The 15,632-nt window shown below is 63.1% G+C and carries 9 protein-coding genes; 8 read left to right on the top strand and 1 reads right to left on the bottom strand.

The genetic code is table 11. The features are described from left to right. The first annotated feature begins 20 nt into the window (after nucleotides 1–20). The 6 genes from OLZ32_RS08975 to OLZ32_RS08950 all read left to right on the top strand — a co-directional run bounded on the left by OLZ32_RS08975 (nucleotide 21) and on the right by OLZ32_RS08950 (nucleotide 10,576). Entirely contained in the window at nucleotides 21–1,211 is a 1,191-nt protein-coding gene (locus OLZ32_RS08975) for an efflux RND transporter periplasmic adaptor subunit (protein ID WP_264420574.1), read from the top strand. Between the two features lie 119 nt (nucleotides 1,212–1,330). Continuing rightward, nucleotides 1,331–4,531: an efflux RND transporter permease subunit gene (locus OLZ32_RS08970; protein WP_264420572.1), complete on the top strand. Its 3,201-nt coding sequence runs from the start codon at nucleotides 1,331–1,333 to the stop codon at nucleotides 4,529–4,531. Between the two features lie 195 nt (nucleotides 4,532–4,726). Beyond that, nucleotides 4,727–5,638, top strand: a complete 912-nt coding sequence (locus OLZ32_RS08965) for an NAD(P)-dependent oxidoreductase (protein WP_264420569.1) — start codon at nucleotides 4,727–4,729, stop codon at nucleotides 5,636–5,638. Next, a complete protein-coding gene (locus OLZ32_RS08960) occupies nucleotides 5,635–7,419 on the top strand; it encodes an IlvD/Edd family dehydratase (RefSeq protein ID WP_264420568.1) in 1,785 nt (594 codons plus the stop codon). Before OLZ32_RS08965 ends, OLZ32_RS08960 begins: the two co-directional genes overlap by 4 nt. 131 nt (nucleotides 7,420–7,550) lie before the next feature. Then, entirely contained in the window at nucleotides 7,551–9,368 is a 1,818-nt protein-coding gene (locus OLZ32_RS08955) for a putative bifunctional diguanylate cyclase/phosphodiesterase (protein ID WP_264420565.1), read from the top strand. A gap of 359 nt (nucleotides 9,369–9,727) precedes the next feature. Beyond that, the gene (locus OLZ32_RS08950; RefSeq protein ID WP_017989246.1) at nucleotides 9,728–10,576 is read left to right on the top strand and encodes a GNAT family N-acetyltransferase; all 849 of its coding nucleotides are present in this window, start codon (nucleotides 9,728–9,730) and stop codon (nucleotides 10,574–10,576) included. A 25-nt stretch (nucleotides 10,577–10,601) separates the two neighbouring features. Here OLZ32_RS08950 and OLZ32_RS08945 read toward each other — a convergent pair whose 3' ends face one another. Further along, nucleotides 10,602–11,519, bottom strand: a complete 918-nt coding sequence (locus OLZ32_RS08945; RefSeq protein ID WP_003542383.1) for a DMT family transporter — start codon at nucleotides 11,517–11,519, stop codon at nucleotides 10,602–10,604. Between the two features lie 191 nt (nucleotides 11,520–11,710). Between OLZ32_RS08945 and OLZ32_RS08940 the strand changes: the two genes are divergently transcribed. Both OLZ32_RS08940 and OLZ32_RS08935 read left to right on the top strand, forming a co-directional pair. Then, the gene (locus OLZ32_RS08940) at nucleotides 11,711–13,009 is read left to right on the top strand and encodes an adenylosuccinate synthase (RefSeq protein WP_003542381.1); all 1,299 of its coding nucleotides are present in this window, start codon (nucleotides 11,711–11,713) and stop codon (nucleotides 13,007–13,009) included. Between the two features lie 60 nt (nucleotides 13,010–13,069). Then, nucleotides 13,070–15,622: a hypothetical protein gene (locus tag OLZ32_RS08935; RefSeq protein ID WP_264420562.1), complete on the top strand. Its 2,553-nt coding sequence runs from the start codon at nucleotides 13,070–13,072 to the stop codon at nucleotides 15,620–15,622. The last annotated feature ends 10 nt before the right edge of the window (nucleotides 15,623–15,632 follow it).

The raw sequence follows: 15,632 nt of genomic DNA, 5'->3' as shown, positions 1-15,632 counted from the left end.
GAGCCGCAAGGAGAGTACTAATGACGTCCAGAAGTAAGCGCTGGGCCCTGATGGGCGCCGGCATAGGCCTTATTGCGTCCATTTCCGGCGCTGCATTGTTTTTCGAATTGCCGATGAGCACGACCGCCACGGCTGCTTCCGCCCCCGCGCAGGCTCCCGCTGTGCCGGTGACGGTTGCCGTCGTCGCGGCGCGCGACGTGACGGCCTGGGAAAGTTTCTCTGGCCGTCTCGAAGCGGTCGATCGGGTGCAGGTGCGTTCCCGTGTCGCCGGCGCCATCCTTTCGGTGGCGTTCCGGGAAGGGGCGCTGGTCAAGCAGGGCGACCTGCTCTTCACCATCGACCCGGCTCCCTACCAGGCGAGCGTGGCACAGGCGCAGGGCCAGGTCGCTTCGGCCGAGGCCAAGGTCAGCCTGGCGCAGACCGAACTCGATCGCGGCCGCAGGCTTTCCGACAACCGCACCATCTCCCAGAGCGATCTCGATCAGCGCCAGAGCGCGCTGGCTGAGGCTCAGGCGGGGCTGCGTTCGGCGCAGGCCGCACTGCAGTCTGCGCAGCTCGATCTCGATTACACTGAGGTGCGGGCTCCGGTCTCCGGCCGCATCGGCAAGATCGAGGTGACCGCCGGTAACCTTGTTGCGGCCGGGTCGGCCTCGCCGGCGCTGACGACGCTCGTTTCGGTCGATCCGATCTATGCGAGCTTCAATGCCAGCGAAGAGATGGTGACGCGGGCGCTCGCCCAGCTTCCGCAGACGGACAGCGCCCTGCCTCCCGTCGAGCAGATCCCTGTCGAGGTCGGCACGCTGACCGACAGCGGCACGCCGATCAAGGGCAAGCTGCAACTGATCGACAACGAGGTCGATGCATCAAGCGGCACGATCGGCGTTCGCGCCGTGTTCGATAATCCGGGCGGGCGTCTCATCCCCGGCCAGTTCGTGCGGGTGCGCATGGGCCAGCCGAAGGCAGAGAACAAGATCGTCATCAGTGACCGCGCCGTCGGCACGGACCAGGACAAGAAGTTCGTCTTCGTCGTCGATGGCGAGAACAAGGTCGCCTATCGGCAGGTCCAGCTCGGCACCGTGGCTGACGGTCAGCGGGTGGTCGATAGCGGCCTGAACGTCGGCGAGAAGATCGTCGTCAACGGTCTGCAGCGCATCCGTCCAGGCGCAATCGTCGCGCCTCAGATGGAAGAGAAGGTCGCGACCGCGCAGTAAAGACTTTCGCCTTCCCCTGAGGGGGAGGGCCAATACTCGAAATGATACGACCCGCCGGCGGCTCCCAAACCGCCGGAGAGGGACTTTGCATCCATGTTCACCCCGGAGAGGGCTTTGATATGAACATCTCCAGATTCTTTGTCGACCGCCCGGTCTTTGCCGGCGTTCTTTCGGTCCTCATCCTGGTTGCCGGCCTGATCGGCCTGCGCGCGCTGCCGATTTCCGAATATCCGGAGGTCGTGCCGCCGTCGATCGTCGTGCGCGCCACCTATCCCGGCGCCAACCCAAGCGTCATCGCCGAAACCGTGGCGACGCCGCTCGAAGAGCAGATCAACGGCGTCGAAGGCATGCTCTATATGGCCAGCCAGGCGACATCGGACGGCGTGCTCAACGTCACCGTTACCTTCAAGCTCGGCACCGACCCCGACAAGGCGCAGCAGCTCGTGCAGAACCGCGTTTCGCAGGCCGAACCGCGCCTGCCGGCGGAAGTCCGTTCGCTCGGCATCACGACAGTCAAGAGCTCACCCAACTTCATCATGGTCGTCAACCTCGTCTCCGACGGGAACAATCACGACATCACCTATCTTCGCAATTACGCGACCCTGAACGTCAAGGATCGGCTCGCCCGCATCGCAGGCGTCGGTCAGGTGCAGGTCTTCGGCGCCGGCGACTATTCCATGCGTGTCTGGATCGACCCGCAGAAGGCCGCCGAGCACAATCTTGCCGCCAGCGACATCAGCAGCGCCATCAGTTCCCAGAACATCCAGGCCGCCGCCGGTATCATCGGCGCATCGCCGAGCCAGCCCGGTGTGGACCTGCAGCTCAACGTCAATGCCCAGGGCCGCCTGCGCACGCCCGAGGAATTCGGCAACATCATCGTCAAGACGGGCGCCAATGGCGAGATCACCCGCCTTCGCGATGTCGCCCGCATCGAGCTCGGTGCTGCGGACTACACGCTGCGTTCGCTGCTCGACGGCAAGCCGGCCGTCGCCGTCGCCGTTCTTCAGGCGCCCGGTTCGAACGCGATCGAGATCGCGGACAATGTGAACGCGACCATGGATCAGCTGCAGCTCGCCATGCCTGAGGGCGTCAAATACGAGATCGTCTACGATACGACGAAATTCGTGCGGGCCTCGATCGAGAAGGTGATCGACACGCTGCTCGAAGCCATCGCGCTCGTCGTCCTCGTCGTCATCCTGTTCCTGCAGACGTGGCGCGCCTCGATCATCCCGCTGATCGCCGTTCCCGTCTCGATCATCGGCACTTTCGCGGTCATGTATGTCTTCGGCTTCTCGATCAACGCGCTCAGTCTGTTCGGACTGGTGCTTGCGATCGGTATCGTCGTCGACGACGCGATCGTGGTGGTCGAAAACGTCGAGCGCAATATCGAGGAAGGCCTGTCGCCGCGGGCTGCCACCTATAAGGCGATGAGGGAAGTCTCCGGTCCGATCGTCGCGATCGCGCTGGTGCTCGTCGCGGTCTTCGTGCCGCTTGCCTTCATCTCCGGTCTGTCGGGTCAGTTCTACCGCCAGTTCGCGCTGACGATCGCGATTTCGACCGTCATCTCGGCCTTCAACTCGCTCACTCTGTCTCCGGCGCTGGCAGCCCTTCTCCTGAAGAGCCATGATCAGCCGAAGGACTGGCTGACGCGGTTCATGGACACTATCTTCGGCTGGTTCTTCCGCGGCTTCAACCGTGTCTTCGGCGCGGGCTCGAATGCCTACGGCAAGGGCGTTGGCGGGCTGTTGTCGCGCAAGAGCATCGTCATGGTGATCTATCTGGCGCTGGTCGGTGCGACCTACAGCCTGTTCAGCACGGTCCCCGGCGGCTTCGTGCCGTCGCAGGACAAGCAGTATCTGATCGGCTTTGCCCAGTTGCCGGATGCCGCAAGCCTCGACCGCACGGAAGACGTCATCAAGCGCATGACCGACATTGCGCTGGCGCAGCCGGGCGTTGCCAATGCGATTGCCTTTCCAGGCCTATCGATCAACGGCTTCACCAACTCCTCGAACGCCGGCATCGTCTTCGTGACGCTGAAGGACTTCGAAGAGCGCAAGACGCCTGATCTCTCGGGCGGTGCAATCGCCATGGCGCTGAACCAGAAGTTCGGCGTCATCCAGGATGCCTTCATCGCCATGTTCCCGCCGCCGCCGGTCAATGGTCTCGGCACGACGGGCGGTTTCAAGCTGCAGATCGAGGATCGTGCCGGCCTCGGCAACCAGGCGCTCGACGAGGCGACCAAGGCCGTGCTTGCAAAAGCCTACCAGGCGCCTGAGCTCGCCGGACTGTTCTCCAGCTTCCAGATCAACGTGCCGCAGCTCTATGCCGATCTCGACCGTGCCAAGGCCGAGCAGCTCGGGGTTTCCGTCACCGACGTCTTCCAGACGCTGCAGATTTATCTCGGTTCGCTCTATGTGAACGACTTCAACGCCTTCGGCCGCACCTACAGCGTCCGTGTGCAGGCCGATGCGAAATTCCGCGCCCAGCCGGAAGATATCGGCCAGTTGAAGGTCCGGTCGGCATCGGGTGAGATGATCCCGCTTTCGGCCCTCTTGAAGGTGGAGCCAAGCACCGGTCCTGAGCGTGCAAACCGCTACAACGGCTTCCTTGCCGCCGATATCAACGGCGGTCCGGCACCGGGCTTCTCGTCGGGGCAGGCGCAGGCGGCAATCGAGAAGATTCTTCACGAGACCCTGCCTGCGGGCATCGACTTCGAATGGACGGATCTGACCTATCAGCAGATCCTGGCCGGCAATTCGAGCATCGTCGTCTTCCCCCTGGCACTGTTGCTCGTCTTCCTGGTGCTGGCCGCCCAGTATGAAAGCTTGACGCTGCCGCTTGCGATTATCATGATCGTGCCGATGGGCGTGCTGGCTGCGCTGACCGGCGTCTGGCTCACCGGTGGAGACAACAACATCTTCACCCAGATCGGTCTTGTCGTGCTTGTCGGTCTATCGGCGAAGAACGCGATCCTGATCGTGGAATTCGCCCGCGAACTGGAATTCGAGGGAAGGACACCGCGGGAGGCCGCGATCGAGGCCAGCCGCCTTCGCCTTCGCCCGATCCTCATGACCTCGCTCGCCTTCATCATGGGTGTCGTGCCGCTCGTCGTTTCTACAGGCGCCGGCGCGGAAATGCGCGCGGCCATGGGTGTCGCGGTCTTCTCGGGCATGATCGGCGTGACCTTCTTCGGCATCTTCATGACGCCGGTGTTCTATGTGCTGCTGCGGCGGCTGACGGGCAACCGTCCGCTCATCCAGCACAAGCCGGACGAACACAAGGAAGAAGAGGCGGAGGTCATCCGGCTCGCGGCGGAATAAACGGAATTCAACCTTCCTTTGTCGAGTAAATCGGGCGGGAACTTCGGTTCTCGCCCGTATCGTTTTCAGGGAGTGCGCGCGGCCTTCCGACAACGCCCTCCAGGGCATGTGACAAAAATGCGTTACGTCCGTCAAAACGGTTTGCAACGATGGGCGAGGGGACTATCAAAGACGGACAACAGTTGGGAGGACTGAATGACGAGTTCGAGAGAAGGTCATGACGGCAGGCGGATCGCCTTTCTCGGCACCGGCCTGATGGGCGCGCCGATGGCTCGCCGGCTGCTTGGCGCGGGCTTTGCCGTCACCGTCTGGAATCGCGATCCCGGCAAGGCCGAGCCGCTTGCGGGAGACGGCGCGATCTGCGCGAAAACACCTGATGATGCCGTCTCGGGCGCCGACGTCGTCATCACCATGCTCACCAACGCCGAGGCGGTGAAGGACGTGTTGTTCGATCGCGGAGCGGCCGATGCGATGACGCCTGGCACAACCGTCATCGACATGAGTTCGATTGCCCCGCATTTCGCCCGCGACCATTCGGCGAGGCTTGCCGACCGCGGCATCCATCATGTCGATTCGCCGGTATCTGGCGGTGTCGTCGGGGCGGAAGCGGGTAGCCTCGCGATCATGGCGGGCGGCGACAAGGACGTGGTCGACGGGCTTGCGGATGTCTTTGCGCCGATGGGGCGGGTGACCCGCGTCGGTCCAAGCGGGGCGGGCCAGCTTGCCAAGCTTGCCAACCAGCAGATCGTCGCGGTGACGATCGGCGCCGTCGCCGAAGCGATGATGCTGATCGAAGCGGGCGGCGGCTCGCAGGCGGCCTTCCGGGACGCCATTCGCGGCGGCTTTGCCGAGAGCCGTATCCTTGAACTGCACGGCAAGCGCATGGTCGAGCGGCAGTTTACGCCAGGCGGTTCGTCCAGCAACCAGTTGAAGGATCTGAACGCCGCCATGGAGACGGCCAAGTCCCTGTCGTTGACGCTGCCGCTGACTGCGGCGGCACATGCCGAATTCAGCGAATTCGTCGCCAATGGCAATGGCGAAAAGGATCACAGCGGCCTGCTCCTCCATCTCGAAGAGAAGAATGCCCGGCCGGGAGGAAAGAAGTGACGGACAACCATTCGCCGAAGCGGCGCCTGCGTTCGCAGGACTGGTTCGACAATCCCGATCATATCGACATGGCAGCGCTCTATCTCGAGCGCTTCATGAATTACGGCATCACGCCGGAAGAGCTGCGCTCCGGCAAGCCGATCATCGGGATTGCCCAGAGCGGCAGTGATCTTACGCCCTGCAACAGGGTGCATGTCGAGCTTGCCAAGCGCGTGCGCGACGGCATTCGCGATGCCGGCGGCATTCCGATCGAGTTTCCGACACATCCGATCTTCGAGAATTGCAAACGCCCGACAGCCGCGCTCGACCGCAATCTCGCCTATCTCGGCCTCGTCGAAATCCTCTACGGCTATCCGCTCGACGGTGTCGTGTTGACCACCGGCTGCGACAAGACCACGCCTTCGGCGATCATGGCGGCTTCGACGGTCGATATCCCGGCGATCGTGCTCTCTGGCGGCCCGATGCTCGACGGTTGGCACGAGGGGGAGCTGGCGGGCTCCGGCACGGTGATCTGGCGGATGCGGCGGAAATATGCGGCAGGCGAGATCGATCGGGAGGAATTCCTGCAGGCGGCGCTCGATTCTGCGCCTTCCGTCGGCCACTGCAATACGATGGGCACCGCTTCTACGATGAATGCGCTGGCCGAGGCGCTCGGCCTTTCGCTGACCGGCTGTGGCGCCATTCCGGCCGCTTACCGCGAACGCGGCCAGATGGCCTACCGCACCGGGCGACGCGCCGTCGAAATCGTGTTCGAGGATCTGAAGCCGTCGGATATTCTGACGCGCGAGGCTTTCCTGAATGCGATCCGCACCAATTCGGCGATCGGCGGCTCGACCAACGCGCAGCCGCATCTGGCCGCGATGGCGAAGCACGCCGGCGTCGAACTCTATCCCGACGACTGGCAGGTGCATGGTTTCGATATCCCGCTGCTGGCCAATGTCCAGCCGGCGGGCGCCTATCTCGGCGAGCGCTATCATCGTGCTGGCGGCACGCCGGCGATCATGTGGGAACTGCTGCAGGCCGGAAAGCTCGATGGCAACTGTCGCACGGTGACGGGCAGGACGATGGCCGAGAACCTGGAGGGCAAGGAAGCGCGCGACCGCGAGGTCATCACGCCGTTCGCCGAGCCGCTGAAGGAGCGGGCGGGCTTCCTCGTTCTCAAGGGCAATCTCTTCGATTTCGCGATCATGAAGATGAGCGTGGTCTCGGAGGACTTCCGCCGGCGCTATCTTGAGGAACCCGGGCGCGAAGGCGTCTTCGAGGGCAAGGCGGTGGTCTTCGACGGTTCCGAGGACTATCACAAGCGCATCAACGATCCCGAACTCGGCATCGACGAAGATACCATCCTCGTCATCCGCGGCGCCGGGCCGCTCGGCTGGCCGGGTTCGGCTGAGGTCGTCAACATGCAGCCGCCGGATCATCTCCTGAAGCGCGGCTTCCGCAGCCTGCCGACGATCGGCGACGGCCGCCAGTCGGGCACGGCGGACAGTCCCTCGATCCTCAACGCCTCGCCGGAAAGCGCCGCTGGCGGCGGCCTCGCCTGGCTTCGTAGCGGAGATATCATCCGCATCGACTTCAACCACGGGCGCTGCGACATGCTGGTCGATGACGCTGAGATCGAACGGCGCAGGGGCGATGGCATCCCGCCAGTGCCGGCGGATGCGACGCCATGGCAGCAGATCTACCGCCGCTCGGTTACGCAATTGTCGGACGGCGCGGTGCTAGAGGGAGCGGCGGAATTCCGCCAGATCGCAAAAAATCCGCCGCGGCACAACCACTGATCTTGATGGTGCCGCAGACTGCAAGTCCTTTGATCCAAAAGGGGAAAGTCGTAACGAACAGTTCACCTAGTCACTAGTTCGGTCATCAGGACAAGGCTTCATTAATGCCGGCTTGAGACCATATTGCCGTTATGCAAGCTTCTAAGGCTGGGACCGCGTTGCCAGAGAAAAAAGCCACACGATCCGAACACGAGTTTCAGGATCTTCTGCGTCGGCTCGAACTCGCTCTCGATGCATCCCGGATCGGTGTCTGGGAGCACAGCATCGAGCAGGACGGGATCTTGTGGGATGCGCAGATGCATCGTCTCTACGAGACCGGCGAGACCTGCCGGTTGGTGCCGGCATCGCTATGGTCGAACGCCATCCACCCCGATGATCTCGAGCGGGCCGAACGCGACTTCGAGCAGGCGATCGCGACGCGCGGCGCCTATAACTCACAATTCCGGATCGTGCTGCCGAGCGGCGAAATCCGCCACCTGCGTTCGCGCGCGCATTTCTATGTCGATGCGGAAGGTCTTCCCTCCTTCATCGGCGCCGAATGGGATGTGACGGCCGACGTCCTGCTCAACGCGGAACTCGCGCGGCAGAAGGTGGTGGCCGAGGCGAGGGCGCTGGCGCTGGAAGAAAGCAATGCGCGCATCGAGCATGTCGCCGACCACGACTATCTCACCGGCTTGCCGAACCGGCGCCTTCTCGACAAGCGGCTGGCGGAGCTGCCGGCCGACAAAAGCATCACGACGCTTGGCGTACTGCATCTCGACCTCGACCAGTTCAAGCAGATCAACGACAGCCACGGTCATGCGGCAGGCGACGCCGTGCTCAGGGCCGCGGCCCTTCGCATCACCGCTGCCATTCCTGCGAATGGCATGGTCGCCCGTGTCGGCGGCGATGAATTCGTCATCGTGCTGGTCAATTTCACCGATCTCACCGAGCTGAAGCTGATCACCGAAGACGTCCAGCGCCGGCTGCGGAAGAAGATCCGCTTCGGCCAGGAGATGCTGCAATCCGGCGCCTCGATCGGCGTTTCCTGGAGCGGCGATCGGAGGGCGCGCAACCTGCTTGCCGAATCCGACTTGGCGCTCTACCAGGCCAAGAAGCTCGGGCGCAACCGCGTCGAATTCTTCACACGGCAATTGCAGGAGGATTTGCGCTCCAAGCGTCGCCTCGCCGAAGAGCTGAAGCTGGGGCTGGAGCGCGGCGAGATCCTTCCCTATTATCAGGTGCAGCTCGACGCCCGGACCCGGGAGGTCATCGGCTTCGAGGCGCTGGCGCGCTGGAAACATCCGGAAAAGGGCGTGCTTGCTCCGGGAGTATTCCTGAAGATCGCCGACGAGCACGGACTTGCGGCAGAGATCGACGCGGCGATCCTCAAAAGCGTTCTCGAAGACCGGCTGTTCTGGCTGTTGCGCGGCCTTGCGGTTCCGCGCATCGCCGTCAATATCTCGGCGTCGCGCCTTGCCGATCCGGCGTTGCTCGACAAGCTGAGGAAACTCGACGTCCCGCCCGGCGTGATTGTCTTCGAACTTGTGGAGACGATTTTCCTCGACGACAGCGACGAAAAACTGCTCGCTCATATCGGCGATATCAAACAGATGGGCATCGACATCGAGATCGACGACTTCGGATCGGGCCATGCTTCGCTCATCGGTCTCGTCAAGCTGCGGCCGAAGCGGCTGAAGATCGACCGGCAGCTCGTCACCGAGGTCGTCAGCTCCGCCGAGCAGCGGCGCGTGGTGGGTTCGATCGTGGAAATCGCCAAGGCACTCGATGTCGAGGTGATCGCCGAGGGCATCGAGACCGAGGCGCATGCCGTCGTGCTGGCGCAGCTCGGCTGCGACGGCCTGCAGGGTTATGTGTTCGGTTACCCCGCACCGGCGGCCGAGACGGAGCGTCTCTTCTCGTCGATGACGAGCCGAATCGAAAAGCAGAAGAGCGCGATCGGCAACTGAACGGCCGGTGATCCTTCCGCGGGCGACGGTCGTCGCTCCCGGTTTTTTTGCCGCGTCGCGGAGAATGCTTCTCTCGTCTTTCAAATTGGCAGGCGGTATCTTTTCGGCGCGCGGCTTTTTATTCGCATCGGCTGGAAGATAATTGAGGCGCAAGTAATTTTCTTGAGCTTGCAACGGCATTGTTTCATGGTAATGCGGAAACGAAGCTTTCTGTATTGCATCGAAAAATGATTATACGCGTCGTCAAGTCCATGAGCGCGGCTCTCCATCATTCGCAGGTGCAATCGGGGGCTGGGGCCTGACAATTGCTTTGCCGTTGCCGGGATGGACTTGCGGGACATTCAATCTGGGAAAGTTGCATGAATTCGGAATTTGCCGTTCGTTCGATGCGGCCCGGCGAACTGGAACTCGTGCTCGAATGGGCGCGTCAGGAAGGCTGGAACCCCGGCCTCGACGATTCGCTTGCATTCAACGAGGCCGATCCGTCGGGATTTTTCGTCGGCTCCATCGGTGAAGTCCCCGTCGGCTCGATCTCGGTCGTCAAATATGGCGATACTTTCGCCTTCCTGGGCCTCTACATCGTCCATCCCGATTTTCGCGGCAAGGGTTACGGCAAGGCGATCTGGGCGGCGGGTATCGCCAGCGCGGGAGACCGAACGATCGGTCTCGATGGCGTCGCCGCGCAGCAGGACAACTACCGCAAGGCCGGCTTCGAACCCGCCTATTCCACCATTCGTTACGGCGGTGTCGCTACTTCCTTGCCAGTCTCGACGCTTGTCGCGCAGCCGGTGCTGGATTCACGCCTCGAAGGCTTGCAGCGATATGATTCGGCGATCTTTCCGCAGCCGCGGGATGCCTTTCTCGCTGCCTGGTGCACCGCCCGCAAGGGTCGTCGTTCGGCGGTGGTGCGCAAGAGCCACAAGATCCGCGGTTACGGCACCATCCGCCGCTGCTACGAGGGCTACAAGATCGGCCCGCTCTTTGCCAACGATGCCGACAGCGCCGCGGCGCTGCTTGCCGAATTGATACCCGAGGCGAAGGGAGCCGCGGTCTTCATCGACATTCCCGCAGAGAACCACGAGGCGGTCGCGCTGGCCGAAGGCATCGGCCTTCAACCGGTATTCGAGTCGACACGCATGTATCGCGGACCGGCGCCGGCCATCCCGCTGAAGCACGTCTTCGGCGTGACGACGCTGGAGCTTGGTTAAAGCCTTTCCTGATCAGGAAAGGTTTTTAATCCACGGGTGAGGCGGTCACGGTCGGCGACGAAGCTTTCGGACGGCCCTTTTCGGCGATCGCGATGCCGCCCAAGGTCAGCACCAGTGCGATCACATGGAAGGACTGCAGTCTCTCGCCGATCAGGGCGACGGAAAGCAGCGTTCCGAACACCGGCACGAGATTGATGAAGAGGCCGGCGCGGTTGGCGCCGATTGCCACGACGCCCTTGATATAGAGGATTTGCGCCACCAGCGACGGGAATATCGCCGTGTAGAGAGTGATGACCCAGCCGGCCTGGTCCGGCCACTGCGCGGCCCCCCGGCCGGCTTCCCAGAGGAGCAGCGGCAGCGAGGTCAGCATCGCGCCGAGCGCCGGGACCGCCATCAGCGTGCGCCAGTCGAGCGGCGGCTTCCAGCGCAGGAAGATCGTGTAGACCGAATAGGCGGCAATGGCGATCAGCATCAGCCCGTCGCCGCGGTTGAGGCTGAGTTGCAGCAGCGTTGCGAGGTCGCCATGCGCGGCGGTCAGGGCGACGCCGATCAGCGTCATGCCGAAACCAAGACATTGCGCCAGCGAGATGCCGGTACGGAAGAACATGAAATTCAGCAGGAAGATCAGCATCGGGATGCCGGCCTGTTCGATGGCGACGTTGATCGCCGTCGTATATTGCACGGCCGAATAAAGCATAGCGTTGAAAAGGGTGTAGCCGATGACGCCGTAGAAGAGGAGCAACGGCAGGTTCTTCCTCACCACCGGCCAGTCCTTCCGCAGTTGCGGTACTGAAATTACGGCGATCATTGCGACGGCGAGGAACCAGCGCAGGAAGGTCAGCATCATCGGGCTGATATGCCCGAGCGCGAGTTTGCCGGCGACGGAGTTGCCGCCCCAGCAGAGGGTGGCGATAACGAGGCAGATATAGGCCGTGGCTTGCAAGAGCGTTCTTCCCGTCTTTCCGCGATCGCCGAGCGGCGTTTTGTGACGGGAAATAGCCTGTCGGCTGCTGATTTGTCACGTAAAAAGCCCAATCTGCTGTGACAACAGGGTCGCTTTCCAAAAAACAAAGCTTTATAGATGCGCGGGTTTGAGCAGGTGCGCGGTTCCGCGCCGGTAACAGGAAGAGTTGGATGACGAACGTAGTCGTGGTCGGTTCGCAATGGGGTGACGAAGGCAAGGGCAAGATTGTCGACTGGCTTTCGGAGCGCGCGGATATCGTTGTGCGCTATCAGGGCGGACACAATGCCGGCCATACGCTCGTCATCGACGGTACGAGCTATAAGCTCTCGCTGCTGCCGTCCGGCGTCGTGCGCCCGGGCAAGATGGCCGTGATCGGCAACGGCGTCGTCGTCGATCCGCATGCGCTGATCGCCGAGATCGGCCGGCTGGAGGCGCAGGGCGTGACGGTCACGCCTGACAATCTGCGCATCGCAGACAATGCGACGCTCATTCTTTCGCTGCACCGCGAGCTCGACGCGATGCGCGAGGATGCTGCGTCGAACAGCGGCACCAAGATCGGCACGACGCGCCGCGGCATTGGCCCGGCCTATGAAGACAAGGTCGGCCGCCGCGCCATCCGCGTCATGGATCTTGCCGATCTCGAGAGTCTTTCCGGCAAGGTCGACCGTATTCTGACGCATCACAATGCGCTTCGCCGCGGCCTCGGCGTTGCCGAAGTCAGCCACCAGGCGATCATGGACGAACTGACCTCGGTCGCCGATCGGGTGCTGCCCTTCCGTGATACGGTCTGGCTCTTCCTCGACAAGGAGCGTCGCAAGGGCTCCCGCATCCTGTTCGAAGGCGCGCAAGGCACTCTGCTTGATATCGATCACGGCACCTATCCCTTCGTCACCTCTTCGAACACGGTGGCCGGCCAGGCGGCAGCCGGTTCCGGCATGGGACCCGGCTCGCTCGGTTATATCCTCGGCATCACCAAGGCCTATACGACGCGCGTCGGCGAAGGTCCGTTCCCGACCGAGCTGAAGGACGCGATCGGTGAATTCCTTGGGGAAAAAGGTCATGAGTTCGGCGTGGTGACCGGACGTAAGCGGCGCTGCGGCTGGTTCGACGCCGCACTCGTGCGCCAATCGATCGCCACCAATGGCATCACGGGCATCGCGCTCACCAAGCTCGACGTGCTCGACGGTCTCGAGGAATTGAAGATCTGCGTCGGCTATATGCTCGACGGCGAACAGATTGATCATCTTCCCGCAAGCCAGGGAGCGCAAGCTAGAGTCGAACCGATCTACATCACGCTGGAGGGATGGAAGGAATCGACCGTCGGCGCCCGCAGTTGGGCGGATCTGCCGGCACAGGCGATCAAATATGTTCGCCAGGTCGAAGAGCTGATCGGGGCGCCCGTCGCGCTCCTGTCCACCAGCCCGGAGCGGGATGACACGATACTTGTGACCGATCCGTTTGAGGATTAAGCTCACGGGTCACTGTGGAGGATGGTTCGGTAGAGTACCGGACTTCTTGAGAAAGTACTGATGGCGGATTTTATTGCAGTCATTCGGCGGGCCGTCGACGGCCTGGCTGAAAATACCCCCGAGATGCGGGTGAAAGTCTACGAACGTGCCCGCGGCGCAGTGCAGCGGCAGCTCGAGAACATGAAGCCGCGTCCGCCGGAAGCCATGCTGCAACGCCAGCTCGAAAAGCTCGAGGCTGCCATCCGCGAAGTGGAAGGCGAACATTCCGAGGCGATGCCGCTCGATGAGTCGGTTGTGGCCGTCGCCGCGGCGGAATCCTTCGAAGAACAAGCGGTTCCCGACGAAAGCGAACTGGCGCCGGCGCCGGAGACGGCTGTCGAGGAACCGGCATACGAAGCCTATGCGGAACCGCAGGCGGCCGAGGTCGCCGACGAGCCCGATCACGTGGAAGCCGCCGCGCCGGAGGAGGCTGAGGAAGAGGTCGCTGCCGAGGAGCCTCTTTCCCAGGAAACACTCGTTTCCCCTGAAGCATCCGTTCCCGCGGAAACCCCTGTTTCCGCCGAGACACCGGTTTCCCTTGAAACATCCGGTCCGGCCGAGACCTACTGGCATCCCTCTCAGGAGGAGGAAGCGCCGGCCGAGGAATGGCATGCCAGCGAGGCGCGCGACGTCGCTGCCGAAGACGTGCCGGCTGAACATGACGGCTGGGAAGCGCCAGCCTCCGAGCATCGCGACGAGCAAGCCGACGAAGACCGTGCCGACGAGCAGCATCTCCTGGACGCCGACGAGATCGCGGACGAACCTGCGGCGGTGGGAAGCGAGGAGCCGGAGGCCGAGGAAGCTTATGAGGCCGTCGAGCCGTTGCCGCCGATCACCCGCGGCATAGACCATGCATCCAACCGCCTGGTGGAGCCGGTCGCCGATTTCGATCGTCCGCAGGAGTTCGTCGAGCACAGCCGCGAGGAGCCGTTGCAGGCCGAAGCTGCGGCGCATTTCGACCCCGTCTGGACCGAGCCCGTTGCCGAAACCCCGGCTCCGGCGCCCAAGGATGCGGAGACCGAATGGGCGGAAGAGGAACTCCGGCAATATTCGGAGACGGCGCCGGCGCTGGCGCCGATTACCGCCGATGCCTCGGCGCGCGCCTTCGAAGAGGTGATATCGAGCCTCGAAAAAGTGGCACCCGCGGCTGTCATGCCGGCCGCCAAGGAAAGTTTTTCCTGGGAGACGGCCGCCTTCGACGATCTGCCGCCGATCGAAGCCGGGAACAATAAGAAGACGCCGGTTGCCTCTCATTTCGACGATGTCGATATCTTCGCGGAAGTGCACAACGGCAAACCGGCACCTGCTAGCGGCGCGCCGAGCGAGGACTGGCGAGAGGCGAAGGCGCTGCGCGGCTACGACCGCCGCGGCTCTGTCGCCGCTGATGACGATGACGCCAATCCGTCGATGGATATCGATCAGATTGTTGCCTCCAAGCTGCAGGGCAAGAGCTTCCGTATGGAGCCGAAGCGGCGCCGCTTCGGCATCGGTACCGTGATCACGCTCATCTTCGCACTCATCCTGATCGGCGGCGGCGTCTATGCCGGCTGGACGAACAGAGAGGCGCTGGTGGCGATGGTCGACGGGCTCGTCAGCTCGGCACCGTCGCAGGCGACCAGGAACGAGGCGGCAACGCCGCCGGATGGCTCGGCGGCGCCTGCCCAGCCGGGCGCGGTGACGCCAACCCAGCCAACCACACCAGGAGCGCAGAATACTCCAGCGGTGCCGGCGCAGCCGAACCCGAACCCGAACACGCAAGTAGCGTCAGTGAACAATGACGGCGCTGCGGCCAATTCGAAATTCACCCAGCGGCTGCTGACCGATGGAACCGAGGTCGACAGTGGCCCGGCGACTGTGCCGGGAACGCCGACCGCGGAAGGAAAATCGGTCGCCGAACAGAATGTCGCGGCAGCCGATACGCCGCCTGCCAGCGCGCAGGGCGATGCGGCACCCGCCGACACGCGGACGCCCAATGGCCCGGTGGCATCGCCGCCGCAGACGGCGCCCGTCGGTTCGTCGCAAAAGATGTTCCTCTATGAGGAGCGCATCGGCCAGAGCTCGCCGACAGCGATCGAGGGATCGGTCGTCTGGAGCGTGCAGCACGAGGCCGGCCAAGATGGCCGGCAGGAGGCGACGGTGCAGGGCAATGTCACGGTTCCTGAGCGCAATCTCTCGGCTCTCGTGACCTTCAAGCGCAATTCCGATCCCTCGCTGCCGGCAAGCCATCTCGTCGAGATCGTCTTCTCAGTGCCGCCGAATTTCGAAGGCGGCAGCATCGACAGCGTCCAGCGCATCTCGATGAAGCGCACGGAGCAGGACCGCGGTGACGCGCTGATCGCGGTTCCGGCCAAGATCACCGACGATTTCCACATGATCGCGCTCAACGATTATCCTGATGCGCGCAAGGCCAATCTCGACCTGATGTCGACCCGCAACTGGATCGATATTCCGATCACCTACCGCAACGGCCGCCGCGCGCTGCTGACGATGGAAAAGGGCGGTACGGGAACGGACGCCTTTAATACCGCGATCAAGGAATGGACTGCGCTCGGAGATGTGTCGACGAGCCAGTGACGGTTTCCCG

Origin of the sequence: Rhizobium acaciae, assembly GCF_025941625.1 — a bacterium.
In the GTDB taxonomy this organism is placed as follows: Bacteria; Pseudomonadota; Alphaproteobacteria; order Rhizobiales; family Rhizobiaceae; genus Rhizobium; species Rhizobium acaciae.
Note: the sequence above shows the minus strand (reverse complement) of the source record. Positions and strands in the feature narration are given on the sequence as shown.

Excerpts from the sequence above, each read along its gene's own strand:
- OLZ32_RS08970 (WP_264420572.1), top strand. The coding sequence starts at position 1,331 with ATGAACATCTCCAGATTCTTTGTCGACCGCCCGGTCTTTGCCGGCGTT.
- OLZ32_RS08935 (WP_264420562.1), top strand. The coding sequence starts at position 13,070 with ATGGCGGATTTTATTGCAGTCATTCGGCGGGCCGTCGACGGCCTGGCT.
- OLZ32_RS08955 (WP_264420565.1), top strand. The coding sequence starts at position 7,551 with ATGCAAGCTTCTAAGGCTGGGACCGCGTTGCCAGAGAAAAAAGCCACA.
- OLZ32_RS08975 (WP_264420574.1), top strand. The coding sequence starts at position 21 with ATGACGTCCAGAAGTAAGCGCTGGGCCCTGATGGGCGCCGGCATAGGC.
- OLZ32_RS08965 (WP_264420569.1), top strand. The coding sequence starts at position 4,727 with ATGACGAGTTCGAGAGAAGGTCATGACGGCAGGCGGATCGCCTTTCTC.
- OLZ32_RS08940 (WP_003542381.1), top strand. The coding sequence starts at position 11,711 with ATGACGAACGTAGTCGTGGTCGGTTCGCAATGGGGTGACGAAGGCAAG.
- OLZ32_RS08950 (WP_017989246.1), top strand. The coding sequence starts at position 9,728 with ATGAATTCGGAATTTGCCGTTCGTTCGATGCGGCCCGGCGAACTGGAA.